The organism is Chloroflexota bacterium (genome assembly GCA_016219275.1).
Classification (GTDB): Bacteria; Chloroflexota; Anaerolineae; order UBA4142; family UBA4142; genus JACRBM01.
The window spans coordinates 1-20,727 of sequence record JACRBM010000100.1 but is presented as its reverse complement, the minus strand read 5'-3'; the positions used below and the strand labels follow the sequence as shown (position 1 = coordinate 20,727).

The window sequence follows — 20,727 nt, the reverse complement described above, 5'->3', positions numbered from 1 at the left end:
TTCCCTGGAAGAATTGCGCCAACGGATTTTGAAATTCATCGAGTACTTCAATCGCACGATGGCCAAGCCGTTTAAGTGGACCTATGCTGGCCGTCCATTAACGGTTTGAACTACCGAAGGATTTATGCCGAGCTGTACTAGCTGCTTGCTTTTTTCAAGACTCGCGACGGTTTCGATCACTCGCTTGACCGCATCGTCAAGTTTCTCCATTCCTGGCGCAATGTGCGGCTGATCGTTTTTCTGAATGACTGCCTCTAAATCGCGAGCCGCCACAAACACATCCGGCATAGAGAGATTGGCGGCAACCCCTTTGACCGTATGCGCGAGCCGACGCGCCAGTATCATATCGTCGCGTCCAAGCGCTTCACGGATCTCGCCAACCACACTCCCGTGCTCTCTGGAAAAATCGTTCAAAAGCTCATGGAGCAATTCCCGATTGCCCATCAATCGTTTGAGCGCATCTCCTACATCAATTCCCGGCAACGATTCCGGCGGCGCCGGTGAATCGGCAACCGACGGCGGCTCGATTGAGATTGTCGGCGTCTCCTCTACCCGTGATTTGATCCAGCGTGACAAGGTAGCCAGCAACTTGTCCGGTTCAACGGGCTTGGAGACATAATCGCTCAATCCAGCATCGAGGCATTTTTGTCGTTCGCTTTGCAAGGCATGAGCCGTCATCGCGATGATCGGTGTGGTCTGAATGTTCAAGCGGGTGCGGATCACACGCGTGGCTTCATAGCCATCCATTTCGGGCATCTGCAAATCCATGAGGATCGCATCGAAATGCTCCGCGCCATCCGCCAACCTTTGGGTTGCTTGCAGTCCATTGCCAGCCATTTCAACCGTCAGTCCAAATCCTTCCAAGATTTCTTTTGCGACCTGCTGGTTGATTTCATTATCTTCCACCACCAAGACGCGCGCACCCGATAATATTGGAGCCGCGTTAGTTGCTCGTCGCGGCGCGGATGCTTCGCCCGGCGTACTTGTCCGGTCATAACCGAACGCTTCCATGATCGTGTCAAACAAAATAGAGTCGCTGATCGGCTTGATCAGAAATCCATCCAATCCTAATCCTTCCGCTTGGCTGATAACTTCTTCGCGACCATAAGCCGTAACCAAAAAGATTTTGGGAATCCTGGGTAAACGCGCATGCGCCTTGATCCGACGCGCCGTTTCGATACCGTCCATTGCCGGCATTCTCCAATCGAGAATGACCAAATCGTAGGGTTGCTGTTCCAACTCTACCAGCGCCTCAAAACCAGAGTTTACCGTTGTGACATCAAACGTCATATTGGTTAGGGTGGTTTTCAAAATGTCTTGCGCGGTGCGATTGTCATCTGCGACCAACACTTTCTTGCCTCGAACGTCAATCGGTGGACAACGTTTTTGAGCGACCGTCTCGGTTTGCAAACCCAGCTCAACCGTGAAACTAAAAGTGCTCCCAATGCCCGGCGTGCTTTCGACGCCGATCTCACCACCCATACGTTCCACCAGTTCCTTACTGATGGCGAGTCCCAAGCCAGTGCCGCCGTACTTGCGCGTTGTGGAACCGTCCGCCTGAGTAAAGGGGCGGAACAACTTGGCGCGTTGCTCCGGCGTCATGCCAATGCCCGTATCGCGAATTGAGAATTTGAGCCGGACGCGATTATTCTCCCGATGGACCAACTCCGTCGCCACGATGATCTCTCCGGTCGCCGTGAATTTTACCGCATTGCCAACCAGATTGATCAGCACTTGACCCAAACGCAGCGGATCGCCCACCAACTCTCTCGGCACATCAGGGTCAATCCGAAAGAAAATTTCCAGTCCCTTCTCCTGCACTTTCAAGGTCACGACATTGGCAACATTGTTCAGCACCTGGTCGAGATGAAAGTGCGTCATTTCAATTTCCAACTTGCCCGCTTCAATTTTCGACAAGTCCAAGATGTCGTTGAGCAAACCTAGCAGGGTATGCGCCGAAGACTGTATCTTGGTAAGGTAATCGCGCTGCTTGGGAGAAAGATCGGTCTTGAGCGCCAGGTGACTCAAACCCACGATGGCGTTCATGGGTGTACGGATTTCGTGGCTCATGTTCGCCAGGAATTCGCTTTTCGCCTGCGTGGCTGCCTCGGCGGTTTCTTTGGCTTGACGCAATTCCTCTTCGCTTTGTTTCTGCTTGGTGATATTATGCGTCAAGCCAAACGTTCCGACAATGGTCCCCGCCGCATCGTGCAAAGGCATCTTGGTCATCAATTCCCATCTAATCGAGCCATCTGCCTGGGTAACTTTTTTCTCCACACCAATCTTGGGGACGCCGGTTTGCATGATGGCTTGTTCTTCAGCATACGCGTCGCGCGCGCTTTTTTCGTTTGAAACGTCATGGTCGCTTTTGCCAATTAGTTGCTCCGGCGTCAAGCCATGCTTGCTTGCTTTCGCCTTGCTCACGCGAATAAAGCGGGACTGCGTGTCTTTGAAATAGACCGGTTCCGGGATCGTATCCAAGAGCGCGTGCAACAAACTTCGTTCGGTCGCGAGGATTTCATCGGCGCGCTGCCGCTCCTGCGCCAACAATGCGCCCTTCAATGCGCTGCTGAGATTCGCACTCAAGATATCATAGACTTGTCCTTCGCGCGGACCGATCTCGAACAACACAAATCCCAACTGCTGCTCTTTGAAATAAAGCGGCTCGACGACAAAACTGGCTTGCCGCTCGTGCGGGAACATCCCGGCGGGCAAGAGATCACGCGAGCGAAAACGGCGTCCACCCGATTCTAATTCAATCCGTCCGTGTTCCGTGCAAGCCAGGATCAACTGCGACCACTCTGGAACGGATTGGGAATTGGTGTACGGCTGGGGGTCTTGATACAAAGCGACATAACAACTTGGAATTTCCAAGCGCCGGAGATTCGTCGCTAAAATATCCATCAAGCCGGCAACATCGAATGTGGTCAGCAATGCCCTTTCGATTTCACGCAACGTTTGCGTCCGTGCTGCTTGTTGCAAAGCTTGATGCGCCTGCGCTTGCCGCTCGATTTCGTTGATCATGACGCGCGCCTGGTGCCAAAGATCCTCCGCTGCCCCTAATGCCGCGCCTTCCAAATACGGCAGAGTTTCGCGGCGCATTGCCGAGATGACTCCATGACACACGGCGGCGTCGCTGGCGGTGGACATGATCCGCCAAAAAATCAGATTCAGGTTTTGCAAAAACAAACTCGGCGACGCGCCATCCAATGCGCTCGCAAAAGTACGCCAAAGATCTTCCGCCCAGTCTATCGCCATGTTCGGCGTCGTCGCGCCCGCGGCTTGCAACATCGCCGATATGATCTGCGCCCGATGCTCAACGAAAACATCCCGGCTCTCCACACGATTGATCTTTTGCCGAGCCGCCGCTTGAGTGATCGCAGCGTCCATGCAACCGCACGATTGGCGAATCATGAGCTGCGGTTCGAGCATGACCTCAGACACTGGCGCACCCTCGATCAGATCCTTGAGCATTTCCACACCCAAGTACCCCATCTCGTGAAACGGACCCGCCACTGAAGTGAGCGGGGGAGTGTGCACGCGTCCTTGCATGCTGTTGTTGAAACCGGCGACGGCGACTTGAGCCGGAACCTGGATCCCACGGCTACGCATGGCTTCAAGCGCACCCAGGAGCAACATATCACTCGCGCCCACCACCGCGTCAAAGTCTACCTGCGGACGCAGGTTTCGTTCGTCCAGCAACAGATGTATCGCGTTCGCGCCAGCGGACGGATCCCAATGCAGCGGCGGGCTAACGAGACGCGCATCAAAAGGCAACCCATACGCTTCAAGCACCTCGACATACGCGCGATACCGCTTCTGTGCCATCGAGTGACTCTCGGGTCCACGCAGGAACACCAGGCGACGAAATCCGTGGACTTGGATGAGGTGAACGATTGCCGCGCGCATGCCGCGGTAATCGTCAATCAAGATGCTGGGGAATCCTTCAACCGTTCCGCCGATAGCCACTATGGGGAGAGGGCGAAAGCGTTCGTGAAAGTTTCTGTTTTCAGCCGGGCTGATATAAGTACCAATGTTGCTTGCCCGACTGGCAATCGCATCAATGTTCTGCGCCTTCACCAGATCGTAAAGAATGTTTGCTTGGGCTTGAAAATCTCTGGGATCGGACACGCACCCGCCGCTGAAAGAAATCACATTCAGATCGAACTCTTGCCCTGCGGCAATCACGCCGGACCAAAACGCCTGACCGGCATGATCACTTATTCCGCCAGCCAAGTAGCCGACGGTCGGACGCGCTTTGCGGTGAAAACTGGGGGATTGAGTAGCATTCCGTTGATACGTCATAGGTAAACCTCTGACGTTCAATTTAGCAGACTAGTGTTACCGTGACAATCACCAATTGTAACTAGTACCGGTTGGCGCATATTTCTAGGACTCGAGTTTGAGCCATCACGGCATTCTAGTTCCCAGGTTTTCCGATGGTTGATTGCCCTATGCAATGCCGACGCGCTTGCGCGGGGTAACCTGGTTTCGAACAAGTGACGCGGCGCGCACACAAAAGCAAAGGTCATCATTTCTCAAACTCATTCGCCTTTTGTTCCGCCAATTTCTTCGTAAACTGCAACACCCCTTCTTCAAGAAAAACCCTCCCAGTTAATGATCAAAAAAGACGCCCGTACTGCATAATGACCAGCACGAGCGAATACTCTACTCAATCGTCGCTCGAGATGATCAGACCATCTTGAGGTCAGACGACTTGAGGAAATCGAGTGGGTGTTTTATTTCCAAGGTCAATCAAAGCACATTGACGAAGCAAGGGTAAAAGTCTCAGCCGACTTTCGGTTTCGAACAGGGATTGACAAACTTGGACACTTGCCATAGGATGCGACTTGATGGCACACGACGATGTGGTTGAATTACTCACAAAGGAAATCGAGAAAGTCGGGGCGAAAAAATACTTGATGGTCTTGGCTTACGCCGCGTCGTTAGTTACGTTCGGAAAGAAGGTAAAAAATAAGGCGAGGCGGGTGTGACAGCACCCAACCCCGCTTTGGCTAGAATGTTGGAGCGCCCGTCTTCTCCGGCAAGAGTATCCGGGCGCACCCCACATTGCACCTTACCAGCAAGTGGCAAGGGACGCGTTGCCGCGTCTAGCTGGGGGACGAGGATTCGAACCTCGGCGTGCAGATCCAGAGTCTGCTGTCCTACCACTAGACGATCCCCCATCGCAGTCGGCATTGTAGCACAAATCGTCTCGGATGCCAAATTTTCCCAGAGATACACGCATGAACATCGTGATTGTGGCGAACGGCGAATTGGAAAATCATCCGCGCTTGCGCGACCTGTGGCGCGCGGCGGATTTAAGAATCGCCGCGAATGGCGGCGCGGTGAACGCGCGCCAACATCTCGCCCTGACCCCGCACGTTGTCATCGGCGATTTCGATTCGCTGGACGACGCGACGCGCGAGTGGTGCGCGAGCGCCAGGTTCATCCAACACCCGCGCGATAAAGACGCGACCGATCTCGAACTCGCGCTCGACCTGGCGCGCGCGCGCGGCGCGACGACGATCACGATCCTGGGTGCAAACGGCGGACGCTTTGACCAGGCATTCGCCAACGTAATGCTCCTCGCCAAACTCGCCTCCGCGCGCGTCATCGCGAAAATCGCCGGCGCGAATTTCGACGCATGGGTCGCGTGGGAACGCGCGGACATTGCAGGGCGCATCGGCGATACCGTGTCGCTCATCCCACTCAGCGCGCGCATCGAGCACATCGTCACGCGCGGACTCAAGTATCCGTTGCGCGATGAGACCTTATTGCTCGGTCACGCGCGCGGCGTCAGCAATCAACTCGTTGAAGAACACGCGACGATAACCTGGGCAAACGGATTGTTGCTCGTCGTGCATCTGTTCGCGATGTGATCAGCGCTACGGCGAGCGCCGACGACGCGACCATTCGACAAATTGACTATTTGACCACTTGACTAAACGGTGCTACACTCTGCGCCAACAATCGAATACATTTTGGGGAGCTCGGTACATGTCGGGCTGAGAGGAAGACCACCCGTCTTCGACCCATTGAACCTGATCTGGATAATGCCAGCGCAGGGAACGATCCATAATTCGTGAACCGCTCCCTCAGTCAGGAGCGGTTTTATTTTTTCGTAGGGCAAGTTTCCAATTTACCGAACAAGTTGGAAACTGGTTCGACAAAAAATCATTCTGCAGGAGGTTTCCATGTTTATCCGTGTTCTATTCATCGCGCTCGCCACGTCGCTCGCACTCGTCGCGTGCGCGCCCGGCACACCCGCACCCACGCCCACCGCCACACCCATCACCGCGCCCACCGCCGGCGCCGTTCCTACATTTCAACCGGCGCGCGATCTCGTCGTGATGACGCACGATTCGTTCGAAGCATCGGAAAGCGTCATCAAGGAATTCGAAACGGCGAACAACGCCAAAGTGAAAATCCTCAAGTCGGGCGACGCGGGCGCGTCACTCAACAAGGCGATTCTCGCCAAAGGCAATCCACTCGCGGACGCATTCTTTGGCGTGGACAATTCGTTCCTCTCGCGCGCGATCAAAGCCGACATCTTTGACGCGTACAAACCGGCAAGCGCATCGAAAATTCTCGCCGAGTTCGCGCTCGACGCGAATTTCCAACTGACCCCGGTAGATTACGGCGACGTGTGCATGAACTATGACCGCGCGTACTTTGAAAAGAAAAATCTCCCGCCGCCGCAATCGCTCGAAGATCTGACCAAATCGCAGTACAAATCGCTCACCGTCATCGAGAATCCGGCAACCTCCTCGCCGGGTCTCGCCTTCCTGCTCGCGACCGTCGGACATTTCGGCAAGGACAAGTACCTCGATTTCTGGAAGGCAATGCGCGCGAATGATGTGCTCATCACCGAGGGCTGGAGCGACGCGTACTATGCCAAGTCCACCTGGGGCGGCAAGGGCGGCGACCGTCCCATCGTATTGAGTTACGCGACGAGTCCCGCCGCCGAAGTATTTTTCTCGAACGGCAAAATGACCACGCCGCCGACCGGCAACATTCTCGGCGACGATACATGCTTTCGGCAAATCGAATTTGTCGGCGTGTTGAAAGGCGCCAAGAACCCAGACCTCGCGCGCAAGTTTGTGGATTTTATGCTGACGACGAAATTCCAGGAAGACGTGCCGTCGCAGATGTTTGTCTTTCCCGTGATGAGCGACGCGAAATTGCCGGACTTTTTCAAGTTCGCGGAGAAACCCAAGAAACCCGCGCTGGTCTCGCCCGCCGAGATTGATACCAATCGCGATGAGTGGATCAAAGCTTGGACAAACGTTGTACTGAGATAGCGCGAATCAGGGTGAGAGAAACTCTCACGCTATTTTGTTTTTGACCGCGCCGGTCGTATAATACAAGTAGAGGGGCAATCTGCCTGGAGAGGCGCGCCATGATGACCGACGCACCGAGCACGTTAACCGATTTGGGACCGGGCGATCACTTGTGTCTGCTGTACGCGGACGAGTACGAACATCGCACAATCCTCACACCATTCATTCGCCAAGGGTTGGAACGCGACGAAAAAGTAGTGTGCATCGTTGATGCAGACGGCGGCAAAACGATCCTGGGCTATTTGCGCGAGGATGGTCTGCTGGTCGAACCATTCATCGAGCGCGGACAGTTCGAGTTGTTGATCACGCACGACGCCTACATGCGCGAGGGCGCGTTCGATCCCGATCAGATGATCGCGTGGCTGGAATCGGAAACGCGCGCGGCGCTTGACCACGGATACCGCGCGCTCCGCGTAACGAGTGAAATGACCTGGACGTTGCAAGATTTGCCCGGTTCGACGCGCTTGATCGAGTACGAAGCCAAGCTCAATCAATTTTTTCCGAATCAGCGCGCGCTTGCCATTTGCCAATTCGACCGCCGCCGCTTTTCCGCCGAACTGCTCCTCGATGTGTTACGCACGCATCCCCGCGCCGCGATTGGCGCGACGATTCACGCCAATCCATACTTTGTGCCACCGGAGCAACTCCTAGAGCAGCGCCTCGCCCAAGCCACACTCGTTCACTGGATCGAGCATCTTGAATCGCGCCCGCGCTGGCTGAAAGAACAAGCGCGCCTGAAACGCGCGACCTCGGCAGGCAAAGCGGCATTGTGGGAATGGGACCTTGCGACCGGCATTTTAGAATGGTCCGGCGCGATTGACGACATGCTCGCGTACACACCCGGGGAATTTCCACGAACAATGGCGGCGTGGGAAGACATCTTGCATCCAGATGATCGGGCGCGCGTGTTGGACGCGCTGAATCGCCATTTGCAATACGACGCGACCTATGACATTGATTATCGTGTCCGCCGCCGTGATGGCGCGTATGTTTGCTGGCACGACGATGGCAATTGCGAGCGCGATGCCACCGGCCACGCGATTCGGATGACGGGGTCGTGCGTAGACATCACCGAACGCAAACACGCGGAAATTGAATTGCGGCACAGCGAAGAAAAACTGCGCAATCTGATCGCGCAATCCAAAGACGGCATCGTGCTGGTAGATTCCCAGGGACGCGTGAGCGAGTGGAACGCCGAGCAAGAAAAAATCTCTGGACTCGCGCGCGCCGACGTGATCGGGCGACCGATTTGGGAAGTCCAACTGCTCATCGCGCTGCCCGAAAAAAAGACACCCGATATTTCCGCGATGGCTGAAAAAATGGCGCGCGCGTTTTTGACGGGACAGCAGACGCGCGACCTGACTGTCGAAATGGAAATCGCCAGCGCCGATGGCGCGCACCGCATTATCGAAACCAAAACGTTTCCCATCCACACCGGCGACGCGATCATGCTCGGCAGTATCACGCGCGAAGTCACCGAACGCAAACGCACGGAAGACCGGTTGCACCGACTCAACGTCTATCACCGAGGGCTGATCGAAGCCGGTCTCGATCCGCTCGTCACCATCATGGCGGATGGCAAAATCGGCGACGTGAATGAGGCGACCGTGCTGGTCACGGGTTACTCGCGCGCGGAACTCATCGGCACCGACTTTGCGGATTACTTTACCGAACCGGACAAGGCGCGCGCCGGCTATCAACAAGTTTTTATCAAAGGCACCGTGCGTGATTATGAGCTGGCAATTCGTCACAAGGACGGACATATCACACCCGTGCTCTACACCGCCACGGTGTATCGCGATGAGAACCACCAGGTTGCCGGCGTATTTGCCGCCGCGCGCGATATGACCGAACGCAACCGCGCCGAAGAAGAACTGCGCCGCGCGATGTCGCAGTGGCAAACCACCTTCGATGCCATCGCTGACAGTGTTTGCTTGCTCGACCATGATAGTCGCATCGAACGCTGTAACGCGGCGGTCAGTAAATTACTGGGCAAGACCACGGACGAAATTATCGGGCAGAAATGTTGCCAAGCCGTTCACGATTCGCCGACGCCCATTCCCGGTTGTCCGTTCGTCCGGATGCAATCCTCGCATCAGCGCGAGACGCTCGACGTGATGATTGGGAATGGTTGGTACACCTCCAGCATAGATCCACTATTTGACGACGAAGGCGAACTCATTGGCGGAGTCCACACGCTTCACGACATCACCGAACGCAAACGCACCGAGGAGAAACTGCGCCGCGCGAACGAAGGTTTGGACAACTCCCTGCGCGAGCTGCAGCAACGCCACTATCAATCCCAGATTCTCAACGAAATGGGCGAAATGCTGCAAACCTGCCATACGACCGATGAAGCGTTTGCGGTCATCGCGCGTTTTGCCCAGCAACTTTTCCCGAGCGAAACGGGCGCGCTGTTCATGCGCCACCCCACCCAAGAACTCGTCGAAGCCATGGCAATCTGGGGCGATCTCTCATCCGAGGAGCAAGTGTTTTCCACGCGGGACTGTTGGGCGATACGACGCAATCGCGTGAACGCCTACGGTCCCACGCAAAACGGACTCCCATGCGCGCACGTTAAACAGTCGGCGCAGGCATACCTGTGCGTGCCGCTGTTTTCGCAGAACGAATTGATCGGACTGTTGCACCTGCTTACCCCCGGCATTCCGGCAACAACCCAGGAACACGAAGCCAACCTTCACTCGCTCGCGCACTCCTTCGCGGAGCATCTCGCGCTTTCCTTGTCCAATCTCAAAATGCAAGAGATTTTGCGCGAACAAGCCGTGCGCGATCCGTTGACCGGCTTGCACAACCGCCGCTACATGGAAGAAACGCTGGAACGCGAATTGCGTCGCGCCGCGCGCAGTCAACGCCCGCTCAGTATCGTCACGATTGATCTCGATCATCTCAAAGACATTAACGATCAATTCGGTCACGAAATGGGTGACGAAGCGCTCCGCCAATTCGGCAACTTGATCAAGAGCAGCATCCGCGGTGCGGATGTCGCGTGCCGTTTCGGCGGCGACGAATTCATCTTGATTCTCGCCGAGGCAGAATTGGAGAACGCGCGCCAACGCGCGGAGGAATTGCACCGCGCCACGCATGAGCTCGTCGTGCAATACCTGGGACAAACCGTCAACGGCATGAGTATGTCCGCCGGCATTGCCGCGTGTCCGACGCACGGCGTTTACCCGCAATCTATTCTCCGCGCCGCCGATGCCGCGCTCTATCGCGCCAAAACCGCCGGTCGCAATCGCGTGGTGGTGGCGGAAACTCCGCTCTAAGCCGCATGAGATCACGCCACCTGCTTCTGATTCTACCGCTCCTTTTTCTCGCGCTGTTCTACTTTTATCCGCTCGCCGCGATTCTGCAAACGAGTTTTGCCGGCGATGCGGCGCGCGGCGCGCATCAAGTATTCACCGACGTGTACTATGCGCGCGTCCTGGGATTTACCGTTTGGCAAGCCACGCTCTCGACGTTACTAACACTCGGCGCCGCGCTGCCCGCCGCGTACATTTTTGCGCGCTATCAATTGCGCGGCGCGGCGGTGTTGCGCGCACTGACGACGATCCCCTTCCTGATGCCGACGCTCGTCGTTGCGACCGCGTTCAGCGCGCTGTTCGGTCCGCGCGGCAGCGTCAATCTCGCGCTGATGCGCGCGTTCGCGCTCGACGCGCCGCCGATCCAGATTATCAATACACTTTGGATCATTCTTCTCGCGCACACGTTCTACAATTTCACGATTGTCTTGCGCGTCGTCGGTGGGTTCTGGGCAAACCTCGATCCACAAATCGAACATGCCGCGCGCGTGCTCGGCGCGAATCGCGCCCGCGCGTTCTGGCATATCACCTTGCCCTTGCTCGCGCCCGCGATCATTGCCGCGGCGCTCCTCGTATTCATTTTCGATTTCACCTCGTTTGGCGTCGTACTGATTCTCGGCGGTCCGCGTCTCGCCACACTCGAAGTTGAAATCTATCGCCAAACGGTCAACTTGTTCGATCTCCCGGTCGCGGCAACCTTGTCACTGGTTCAACTCGTCTGCACGTTTTTGTTGATGACCTTGTACACGCGAATGCAAACGCGCATGACCCAGCCCTTGCATCTCCGTCCGCAAACCATCACGCGCCGCCCTCTCCAAAACTTGCGCGAAAAGATTTTCGTCGGCGCGTATCTCGCCGCCATGGTGATCTTTTTGCTCGCGCCCTTGCTCGCCGTCGCCGCCGCCTCATTCGAAAACGGACTGGCGTACTACGCCGAGTTGTTCGCCAATCGTCGCGACGCGATCACGTTCGTCCCGCCGATTCAAGCAGTCGGCAATTCGCTCATCTTTGCCGGCGCGACGGTGATGCTCGCGGTCGCGCTCGGTCTTACCGCCGCGCACACGCTTGCCAGTTCACAGCGCGTCGCGAAGATGCTCGACCCGGTGCTGATGCTTCCGCTCGGCACCTCCGCGGTGACGCTCGGTTTCGGTTTCATTCTCGCCTTAGGGAGCTGGCGCACGAGCGTCGCGCTCGTCCCGGTTGCGCACACGCTCGTCGCGTTTCCGTTCGTCGTCCGGAGTATTTTGCCGGTGTTGCGCGGCATTCAGCCGCGCTTGCGCGAAACCGCGCAGGTACTCGGCGCGTCGCCCTGGCGCGTGTGGCGACACGTAGATTTGCCGATCATCGCGCGCGCGGTCGTCGTCGGCGCGGTCTTTGCGTTCACCATTTCAATGGGCGAGTTTGGCGCCACCGCGCTCGTCGCGCGTCCCGAAATGCCGACGATCACGCTCGCGATCTTTCGTTTGCTCGGTCAACCCGGCATCGCGAATTTCGGGCAGGCGCTCGCGCTCACGACGATCTTGATGTTTGTCAGCGCGCTCGCGATCATCGCGCTGGAACGCGCGCGCCCCAGCGACCTCGGCGAATTTTGACGCGATACGCAATCAACCTTGCGAAGGTTTGCAAACCTTCGCAAGGTTGACAATACGCAATACGGAACACAAATGTCACTTGTTGAAATCACCCGCATCGCCAAAACCTACGAACATCAGCCCCTCTTGCGCGGCGTCTCTCTCAACGTGGACGCGGGCGAAATCGTTTGTCTGCTCGGTCCGAGCGGTAGCGGCAAAACGACTTTGCTTCGCATCATCGCGGGACTGGAAGTCGCGGAGAGCGGCGCCGTGCATTTAGAGGGAACGGATCTGCGCGGCGTGCCCGTCCACTTACGCCGCTTTGGGTTGATGTTCCAAGACCTCGCGCTCTTTCCACACAAGAATGTGTTCGATAACGTCGCGTTCGGTTTGCAGATGCAGAATTTATCGCGCGAGGCAATTCGCGCGCGCGTCGCCGAAACGCTCGAACTCGTCGGGTTAACCGGCTTTGCGGAACGGAGCGTGAACAATTTATCCGGCGGCGAACAACAACGCGTCGCACTCGCGCGTTCGCTCGCACCGCGTCCGCGTCTCTTGATGCTCGACGAACCGCTCGGCGCGCTGGATCGCATCTTGCGCGAGCAACTCATCGCCGACCTACGTGCGATTTTGAAACGCATCGGCATGACCGCGCTGTACGTGACGCACGATCAAGACGAAGCGTTCGCGCTCGCCGACCGCATCGCGATCATGCACGACGGACAATTCGCGCAAGTCGGTGCGCCCGCCGAAATTTATCGCGCGCCGGCAAACGCGTTCGTCGCGCGTTTTCTCGGCTTGACGAATATGTTTCCCGCGCGCGCCCTGCCCGATGGTCGCGCCGAAACACCGCTCGGCATCTTTGCCGTGACACGTCCAATCGAAAATGCGGTCGCGCTCGTGCGCGCGGAAAATGTTCGCGTCAATTCAGATGGCACGGGCATTCCGGCGCTCGTCGCCGAATGTGTGTTTCGCGCGGGCACTTATCGCGTGCGCGTCGTCGTTCGTCCGCAAGTAGAGTTGCTCATCGAAACGGATCGCGCGCTCGCGGTCGGCGCGCAGATCGGATTGCACATTGATGCGGTGGAGTTGGTGAATATGTAGCGGCGAGTGACCTCGTTGTTCCTCGTGAATACCCGCAATTGTCATTGCGAGCAATACGAAGCAACCCCGGTTTGCGAATCGGAAATTGCTTCGTCGCAAACGCGTTGCGGCTCCTCGCAATGCCATTTCAGCGCTGCGGGGAATCACCCGACTCTACTCGTTTGCATTCTCACCGAAATAGAATACAATGTGACACGACTTTTTGGAGAAGCCATGCCACCCGCCATCATCATTCCGACATACAACGAACGCGATAATATCCCGAACCTCGTCAGCCAACTCTTGGCATTGCCGATGGACGCGCACATCATCATCGTGGACGATAATTCGCCCGATGGCACAGGCGCATTGGTGGACGAAATCGTCGCGCGTGAGCCGCGCGTCGCATGCGTGCATCGTCCGGCAAAACTGGGACTAGGTACCGCGCACATCGCCGGGATGCAGCGCGCGTTCGAACTGAATCTCGATCCCATCGTGACGATGGACGCGGATTTCTCGCATCATCCACGCTACGTGTCAGGGTTGCTCGCCGCGTTGAACAAATTCGACGTGGTGATCGGCTCGCGCTATACGACGGGCGGGGGTATGGAAGGACGCGGTTGGAAATTGCGCCTGGTCAGTTGGGGCGCGAATTCGTTTGCGCGATTGATGCTGGGTCTGCGCGCAACGGATTGCACCGCCGGCTTTCGCGCGTATCGCCGCGGCGTGTTGCAATCCATTGACCTCGCAAGCGTGTTTTCCAACGGCTATTCGTTTCTCATCGAAATGCTGTTCCTCTGCCAGGCGCGCGGTTGGCGCATCGGCGAAGTGCCTATCACGTATCAAGATCGCCGCGCTGGCACCTCCAAAATCTCGCGCGCCGAAATTTACAAAGCGACGTACACCGTCTTGCGGTTGTTCTATCGCCGATTGCGCGTCACACTGGGTCTGCTCCCCCGTCCGACCAAAATCCAATAACCTGGAAACGATATGCCGATCACTCTGAGTGAAGAAATCGCGTGCAACCTTTGCGGCGCGCGCGACGCCGAACTATTGTACCCCAGCACGTTGACGAACCTGACACCCAACGCCGACGATTTCCGTTGCACGAGCGCAGCGTATGGCGTGCATCCGCCGATTGTGCGATGCCGCAAGTGCAACCTGGTGTACGCCAACCCGCGCTGGGAATCCGCACTCGTCGAAGAAAGTTACAGCGTCGTCGAGGACCCAATGTACGTCGAAGAGCGCGAAGGACGCGTCCTCACGTTCACGCGCAATTTGAAACCGCTCGAAGACCTCGTCGGCGCGATTGCCGCGCCGCGTCGTTTGCTCGACGTCGGCTGCCACATCGGCGTGATGGTCGAACTCGCGCAACAACGCGGTTGGGAATCCTGGGGCATCGAACCTTCGGCGTGGGCATCGGAGCAGGCGCGTCAACGCGGCTTGCGCGTGATCACCGGAACGCTCACGGATGGTCGGATTCCCGAAAATTACTTCGACGTGGTAACAATGTGGGACGTCATCGAACATCTCACCGATCCCGCCGCCGAGCTGGCGAACGCGCGACGCGTGCTCAAACCCGGCGGCATCTTTGCGATTCACACGATTGACATCGAAAGTTTATTCGCGCGGATGATGGGCAAACGCTGGCCCTGGTTGATGGAAATGCACCTCTATTATTTTTCACCGCGCACGCTTGGCAACATGCTAGAGCAAACCGGCTTTGCCATCATACGCTCCAGCGCACAAGGACGCTTTTTGCGACTTGGTTATTTCGTCACACGCATCGAGCCGTACAGTAAATTGTTGTACCGCTTGCTCAACCGCATTGTAACGCGTCTCAATCTCGGCGGCGTGGCGATTCCGGTCAACTTTGGCGACCTGTTCACGATCTACGCGCGCAAAGTCTAGCGGATGGCAGATGGCAGATAGCCGATAGCGGATGGCGAATTGCGAATTGCGTCCTTCGCCATTCGCCATCCGCCATTTGCCATCTGCTATTCGCCATCCGCCATTTGCCATCTGCCGTTCGCTACTATGATTCTCACCACGCGTCGTCTCTTTACTGCGATTCTTTTTCTCGCGTTGTTCGTGATGAGCACGCGCGAAATCAGCGATCCCGATTTTTGGTGGCACCTCCGCACGGGTCAAGTCATCGCCGCGACCGGCGCGATTCCGCACGCCGATATTTTTTCGCACACCAACGCGGGACGAACCTGGGTCGCGCACGAGTGGCTCTCCGAAGTATTTATCTATGCGATTTTCGTGCTCGGTTCGTTCCCCGCGCTCATCGCGGTCTTCGCCGCGCTCATCACGCTCGCGTTCGCGTTGACCTATGCGCGAATGCCGGGCAAGCCGTACATCGCCGCGTTCGTGTTGTTGCTTGCAGCGGTCGCAACGTCGCCGACCTGGGGCGCGCGTCCGCAAATGCTTTCGCTGTTGATGACGAGTGTATTTTTGTTCAGGTTGGACAACACACGCCGCGCTGGCGACCACAAGGATCGCCCCAATGTTTGGTTACTCGTGCCGCTGATGATTCTCTGGGTCAACCTGCACAGTGGTTACGCCCTCGGCATCGTCATCCTCGGTGTTTATCTCTTCGACGATCTCGCTCAAGTTGTCACCAACAAACTATCCAACCATCCAACCATCCAACTACCCAACCAAACGACCAAACGACCAACACAACTCGCGATTGTTTTCGTCCTGTGTCTCGCGTCCGTCGTGTTCAACCCTAATGGCGCGACGATGTACGTCTATCCGTTCGAAACGCTTACGAGCCGCGCGATGCAAGCGTACATCCAAGAATGGTTCTCGCCCGATTTTCATCTCGCCGAGTTCCAGCCATTCGCGTTCCTGCTCATCGCGACGCTGGCGGCGACTGCTTTGGCGGGCAAACGTCTGTCGCTCGCGCAAACGATTTTGCTCGCGGGTTTTGGGTATGCCGCACTGCGTTCCTCGCGCAACATTCCAATGTTCGCGCTCGTCGCCGCGCCAATTCTCGCGGAGCAAGTATGCCACTGGCTCGACACACGCGGCTGGATGCGCGCACTGACTGCGACGGTCGCGCGCCCGGCGCGCGGCATCGCGATGTTGAACTGGGTGTTGCTCGCAGCGATCGTCGCGGGCGCGGCAGCACGTTTCACGATGGTTGCCGCGAATCAGCCGAGCGTCGAGCGCGCGAAGTTTCCGGCGGCGGCAGTGGATTTTCTGCAAAAACAAAAACCGCCCGGCGAACTCTACAACGCGTACGGCTGGGGCGGCTATCTGATTTGGCGATTGTATCCGGAGCAACGCGTGTTTATTGACGGGCGCGCCGATGTGTACGGCGACGCGTTCATCGAAAACGTGTTCTTGAAAGCGTATCGCGGCGGCGCGGATTGGCGCGAACCGCTCGATCACTACAACGTGCGCGTCGTCCTCGTCGAACCGTACGCGCCCATCGCCGCGCAACTCGCGCGCGAGAGTACGTGGAATATAGTGTACGAGGATAAGCAAGCCGTCGTGTTTGAAAAAGACGCCGACTAGAACATCGGTCAAGTAATCCGCGAATAACGCGAATAACGCGAATAAAAAACAAGATTAGCGAAGATTCGCGTGATTCGCGGATAGATTTGATTACTTGACCGACGCTCTAGAGCAGATACCTTACGCGCTTATCCGCCGCCATTGCGTCCTCGCCCCGACCAACCAGGACGACCGTACTCGTCACGCAATACAATTGTCTTGCCATTCGTCGCGTTGACGAGTTTCGCGACCTGGAAATAACCGTTGGAACTAAACCCGGTCACCTGAATTTGATCGCCGATCTGCGCGCTGAATTTTTGTTCGAGCGCGAACGACCATGGACGATTCTCGACGATGAATTCCCCCGCGTCGGTCTTGATAACCAGCGTCGCCGAGTCCACACTCGTGACCGTACCCTTGACCGTTTGCCAATCCGTGACCGCCGTTTGATTTTGTCCCCAGCCGACGCCGGGTCGCTCGCTATTTCCGCCAGTTATGACCGCGCCGCCAGCGAGACTCGACACGCGGTCGGTCGTGCGAATCCACGCGCCAACCGCGATAATCGCGACGAGCGCTACCGCCAAGCCGAACACGATGAACTTTTTCATTTGAATCCTCCCAGGTGGTTGATTGATTATTCACTCGGCGCGGCAATGGTGATGGATTGCGATTGTCGCGCGCGCGGAAACCGGAAGATGCGTTCCGTCACATTCGTCATCCAGCGCCAGTGAATCGCCAGATGCGCCAGCACGCCTGCCAGCAACACGACGAACGCCCACGTGTGAATCAAGTCCCAGGTCACGCGGTCGAATACGAACATGGGTCGCGCGGGCAAGAAGAAAAAGTACAAGCCGGAGATCGCGGTCAAACTAAAACTAATCGCGACAACAAGATCAACCGCGAGATTCAGTTTCGCACCGTTCGACAACGGACACGCCTGGGCGAACAGCGCATTCATCGCGCGCTTGGTCATCGTCTTGATCCATCGCCAGTGAATCACGAGGTGAATTATCGCGACGACGATCATCACCATCCCTGTCTCAGCATGCCAGTTCTGCCACACATGCCGGTCGAACAAAATGGTCATGCCATAGAACGGATTGCGTCCACCGCGATAGCCGCCCGATGGAAAAAACAAAAAGTAGATGCCGGTCAGCGCGGCAAGCAACCCGCTCACCAACACGCTCGCGTCGACGAGCCAGTTCGCGCGGGTCTGCAAAGAGAGATTCGTTTTCTTTGGCATATAATTTTCCCTTTCACTATTTTCTGCGCGTAGAGTAACACCAAGATGTGGAAAAGTTATGGAAAAATGCTAGACGCACGATGAAAAAAAGAGGCGCGGTTTTCACCGCGCCCCGATGTGTGGACTCGTTAGCGTGCCCAGCGACCGCGTGCGCCTGGAAATTGCCCCATGGACGGATTCGTCCGATTGTTACCGAGACCCGAGCCAATGCCTGGATGCGCGTGCGGACTGGTCAAGTCGGTCTGCACTTGCGTTTTGATTTGCGCGAGCGCGGCATCGGCTTGCGCCTGCGTGATGCGCTTGGCATCCACCGCGGCTTGCAGCGACTGCGCACGCAGCGCCACAAACTCATCCACAATCTTGGCAAGCGCAACACCCTTGGCTTGCGCGACATCGGCAATCGTTTTGCCAGTGTTCAGCTCGGCAATCAGCGCATTCAGGTCCATGCCGAACGCCTTTGCCGCGACGGCGACGAGCGAATTCTCCGGTCCACCCAAGCCACCGCCATACAATCCGAGCGTTCGCCCGAGCGCCGGCATCGTCGTCGTAGGACCCTGCGCGAACGCCGCGCCGGTTCCTACAGACATCAACGCGATCAGCGCGACCACCGTCGCGAACGTTCCGATCTTTAGCCACTTGTTCATCATAACCTCCACTTGTTGTTATTGGGATCCGCACAGTTGCGGAGCGATCCCTGTTTTCTACACTCACTATACCAAGCGCGTGTGGAGAGGCGATGGAGTTATGATGTGCGTGTGGTGAAAGAATAGAATCCAGGTTCATTTAGAAACCTGGATTCTGGACACGGATTTTGATTTTCTATTTCATTCGTTGTAGAAACGCACGCAACTTGTCGCGCGCGACGGCTTCGTCTTTGAGAGACATCTTGTAATACTGCCTGCCTTGCTGGCGATTCTGCGGCGCGCCCAGCATTGCTTCGCCGCGCCGGAGCGCCTCGACCACATCGCCAAGTAGCAGCGCGCACTGATCGTACAAATGATCGTCGAGCGTATCGAGCGATTCCACGCCGGAAAACGTGTAGGGCTGGGTCACGATTAGGTTGCCCGTATCCACGCCGCGATCAACCCAGTGCACGCTACTCCCGACGTTTTGAAAATCCCCGCGATGCACCGCCCACTTGGCGCAATCAATTCCGCGATAGTGCGGCAAGATGCCAGGATGCGCGTTCAACGCGCCCACCCGCGGAATCTTGAGCACGTCCTCCCGCACAATGCCGGTCTGTCCCAGGATCATCAAATCCGGCGCGAGCGATGCGAGCAGTTGTTGCGTCTGCGGCGAATTCGTTTGTCGGCTGTGATGCGCCGGAATGCCCAATTGGTCATAGTGCGCGATAAAAGGGCATCCTCGCCACCGGGTAATCTGGTTGCTTTGCCGCTCAAGACTCAAGCGCCGCAAGGCGAAATAAATCGAGTCGAAGACACCGACGCGCCGATGGATAAAACGAAACAGTTTCAAGAAATAGGTGAGCGGCTGACGAATGATCACCGCCGCACGCACAGGAATTTCGCGCGCGCGGAAATGATTGAGGATTTTTTTCCCGTAGAGACTACCGTGATTCGTGAGAACGACTACCTTCAAGTCAGGCAACTCTATGTCTCTCCTTGCTCAATTACGTCTTGGGTAACTTTGGTAATCGCGTCGAGCGATGCGCCGCGCGCGCGCTCCACGCGTTCGATGCGATGTCGAAATTGCGTCGTCGCGAACTCGACGAACTCGTCGTAGTTCAAGCCGAACGGAATCGGATCGTACGCGGCGAACGCGTCGCCGATGATGCCGAGCGCGGGCGTCAACAGTTTGTTCATCCTGGCTTCGATCACCTTCCACAACTTGCCGTCTGCCGCGACGAGACGCGACAACAAGTAAATGCCGTACGCGAGGTGCCGCGACTCGTCCTGCTTGAGCAGTTTGATCGCCTTGCACGTCCCCGGCATCAACCCGTTCCGTTCAAGTGCGGTGAGGTACGCGTGATAGCCCGTTTCGGCGAGCACACCCTCGACGATCAGGTTGTACGTGACCGCCGCCTCGGCTTGGGCGCGCGGGGACGCGTCTTCGCGCAAACGACCGAGCGCGCGCGGCAATGCGGCGTAGAAAATCGCGCGATAATTTTTGGTATGATAGTGCGTCAACTCGCCGCGCACGCGCGCGACCTGATCGAGAAAGCGCCGGAAGAAATCGGTGTGCTTGGCTTCCTCGAACAAGAACGTCGTCAGAAACATTTCTTCTTCGAGTCGTCCCTCGGACGCGATGACCTGGATCAGCGGCAAGAGATCGCGCGTGACGGCTTCTTCGCCGGCTTGAAACAGCGCGGTGAGCCGCAAGATCAAATCCTGCTCATCTTTCTTGAGCCATTGCCAATCAAGAATATCTTGCGCCAGATCAAGGTCGCTCGGATTCCAGATGCCGAGGCGTTTCGCTTTTTCGTACAACATCATCGCCGGCGCGGTACGATCCAGCCCGCGTGTGGTCGTGATAAAAGTGGGATGAGGCATCATGGCTCCTGCGAGCAGAGCAAGTTGGTACCTTGCTTTACGAAACTCGATGTAGGGCAAGTTTCTAACTTGCCACTTGCAAGTTGGTAACTTGCTTTACGAAACTCGATGTAGGGCAAGTTTCTAACTTGCCACTTGCAAGTTGGTAAC

The 20,727-nt window shown here is 56.9% G+C and carries 14 protein-coding genes, 1 tRNA gene and 1 riboswitch; of the genes, 8 read left to right on the top strand and 7 right to left on the bottom strand.

Annotated features, from left to right (window positions below; translation table 11 throughout):
• Positions 1–81: 81 nt before the first annotated feature.
• Together HY868_26185 and HY868_26180 are read right to left on the bottom strand one after the other, a co-directional pair.
• The gene (locus HY868_26185) at positions 82–4,305 is read right to left on the bottom strand and encodes a response regulator (protein ID MBI5305645.1); all 4,224 of its coding nucleotides are present in this window, start codon (positions 4,303–4,305) and stop codon (positions 82–84) included.
• Between the two features lie 810 nt (positions 4,306–5,115).
• Positions 5,116–5,186 (bottom strand) — tRNA-Gln (locus tag HY868_26180).
• Positions 5,187–5,246: 60 nt separating this feature from the next.
• Between HY868_26180 and HY868_26175 the strand changes: the two genes are divergently transcribed.
• From HY868_26175 to HY868_26140, 8 genes are all read left to right on the top strand, one after another.
• Positions 5,247–5,882 (top strand): thiamine diphosphokinase, encoded by a 636-nt coding sequence (locus tag HY868_26175; protein ID MBI5305644.1) that lies wholly within the window; start codon positions 5,247–5,249, stop codon positions 5,880–5,882.
• Between the two features lie 93 nt (positions 5,883–5,975).
• Positions 5,976–6,089: riboswitch (TPP riboswitch) on the top strand.
• 108 nt (positions 6,090–6,197) lie between these two features.
• Positions 6,198–7,304 carry a thiamine ABC transporter substrate-binding protein gene (locus tag HY868_26170; protein ID MBI5305643.1) on the top strand — a complete coding sequence of 369 codons (1,107 nt, stop codon included), beginning with the start codon at positions 6,198–6,200 and terminating at the stop codon, positions 7,302–7,304.
• A gap of 98 nt (positions 7,305–7,402) precedes the next feature.
• A complete protein-coding gene (locus HY868_26165) occupies positions 7,403–10,627 on the top strand; it encodes a PAS domain S-box protein (GenBank protein MBI5305642.1) in 3,225 nt (1,074 codons plus the stop codon).
• A gap of 26 nt (positions 10,628–10,653) precedes the next feature.
• On the top strand, positions 10,654–12,255 hold the full coding sequence (locus HY868_26160) for an iron ABC transporter permease (protein ID MBI5305641.1): 1,602 nt from the start codon (positions 10,654–10,656) through the stop codon (positions 12,253–12,255).
• A 72-nt stretch (positions 12,256–12,327) separates the two neighbouring features.
• On the top strand, positions 12,328–13,338 hold the full coding sequence (locus HY868_26155; protein MBI5305640.1) for an ABC transporter ATP-binding protein: 1,011 nt from the start codon (positions 12,328–12,330) through the stop codon (positions 13,336–13,338).
• Positions 13,339–13,551: 213 nt separating this feature from the next.
• A complete protein-coding gene (locus HY868_26150) occupies positions 13,552–14,295 on the top strand; it encodes a polyprenol monophosphomannose synthase (protein MBI5305639.1) in 744 nt (247 codons plus the stop codon).
• Between the two features lie 12 nt (positions 14,296–14,307).
• A complete protein-coding gene (locus tag HY868_26145) occupies positions 14,308–15,228 on the top strand; it encodes a class I SAM-dependent methyltransferase (GenBank protein ID MBI5305638.1) in 921 nt (306 codons plus the stop codon).
• 39 nt (positions 15,229–15,267) lie between these two features.
• Positions 15,268–16,845 carry a hypothetical protein gene (locus tag HY868_26140; protein ID MBI5305637.1) on the top strand — a complete coding sequence of 526 codons (1,578 nt, stop codon included), beginning with the start codon at positions 15,268–15,270 and terminating at the stop codon, positions 16,843–16,845.
• A 128-nt stretch (positions 16,846–16,973) separates the two neighbouring features.
• Here HY868_26140 and HY868_26135 read toward each other — a convergent pair whose 3' ends face one another.
• The 5 genes from HY868_26135 to HY868_26115 all read right to left on the bottom strand — a co-directional run bounded on the left by HY868_26135 (position 16,974) and on the right by HY868_26115 (position 20,577).
• The gene (locus HY868_26135; protein MBI5305636.1) at positions 16,974–17,432 is read right to left on the bottom strand and encodes a hypothetical protein; all 459 of its coding nucleotides are present in this window, start codon (positions 17,430–17,432) and stop codon (positions 16,974–16,976) included.
• A gap of 26 nt (positions 17,433–17,458) precedes the next feature.
• The gene (locus tag HY868_26130) at positions 17,459–18,067 is read right to left on the bottom strand and encodes a DUF4405 domain-containing protein (GenBank protein ID MBI5305635.1); all 609 of its coding nucleotides are present in this window, start codon (positions 18,065–18,067) and stop codon (positions 17,459–17,461) included.
• 128 nt (positions 18,068–18,195) lie between these two features.
• On the bottom strand, positions 18,196–18,711 hold the full coding sequence (locus tag HY868_26125) for a hypothetical protein (GenBank protein ID MBI5305634.1): 516 nt from the start codon (positions 18,709–18,711) through the stop codon (positions 18,196–18,198).
• Between the two features lie 175 nt (positions 18,712–18,886).
• Complete coding sequence (locus HY868_26120; GenBank protein ID MBI5305633.1) at positions 18,887–19,675, bottom strand: hypothetical protein; 789 nt, start codon at positions 19,673–19,675, stop codon at positions 18,887–18,889.
• A 2-nt stretch (positions 19,676–19,677) separates the two neighbouring features.
• A complete protein-coding gene (locus tag HY868_26115; protein ID MBI5305632.1) occupies positions 19,678–20,577 on the bottom strand; it encodes a R2-like ligand-binding oxidase in 900 nt (299 codons plus the stop codon).
• Positions 20,578–20,727: the final 150 nt, after the last annotated feature.

What these genes read in the sequence shown, in the direction of transcription:
- HY868_26150 (MBI5305639.1), top strand. Translation starts at nt 13,552, where the DNA reads ATGCCACCCGCCATCATCATTCCGACATACAACGAACGCGATAATATC.
- HY868_26130 (MBI5305635.1), bottom strand. Translation starts at nt 18,067, where the DNA reads ATGCCAAAGAAAACGAATCTCTCTTTGCAGACCCGCGCGAACTGGCTC.
- HY868_26155 (MBI5305640.1), top strand. Translation starts at nt 12,328, where the DNA reads ATGTCACTTGTTGAAATCACCCGCATCGCCAAAACCTACGAACATCAG.
- HY868_26170 (MBI5305643.1), top strand. Translation starts at nt 6,198, where the DNA reads ATGTTTATCCGTGTTCTATTCATCGCGCTCGCCACGTCGCTCGCACTC.
- HY868_26165 (MBI5305642.1), top strand. Translation starts at nt 7,403, where the DNA reads ATGATGACCGACGCACCGAGCACGTTAACCGATTTGGGACCGGGCGAT.
- HY868_26145 (MBI5305638.1), top strand. Translation starts at nt 14,308, where the DNA reads ATGCCGATCACTCTGAGTGAAGAAATCGCGTGCAACCTTTGCGGCGCG.
- HY868_26125 (MBI5305634.1), bottom strand. Translation starts at nt 18,711, where the DNA reads ATGAACAAGTGGCTAAAGATCGGAACGTTCGCGACGGTGGTCGCGCTG.
- HY868_26185 (MBI5305645.1), bottom strand. Translation starts at nt 4,305, where the DNA reads ATGACGTATCAACGGAATGCTACTCAATCCCCCAGTTTTCACCGCAAA.
- HY868_26115 (MBI5305632.1), bottom strand. Translation starts at nt 20,577, where the DNA reads ATGCCTCATCCCACTTTTATCACGACCACACGCGGGCTGGATCGTACC.
- HY868_26135 (MBI5305636.1), bottom strand. Translation starts at nt 17,432, where the DNA reads ATGAAAAAGTTCATCGTGTTCGGCTTGGCGGTAGCGCTCGTCGCGATT.
- HY868_26175 (MBI5305644.1), top strand. Translation starts at nt 5,247, where the DNA reads ATGAACATCGTGATTGTGGCGAACGGCGAATTGGAAAATCATCCGCGC.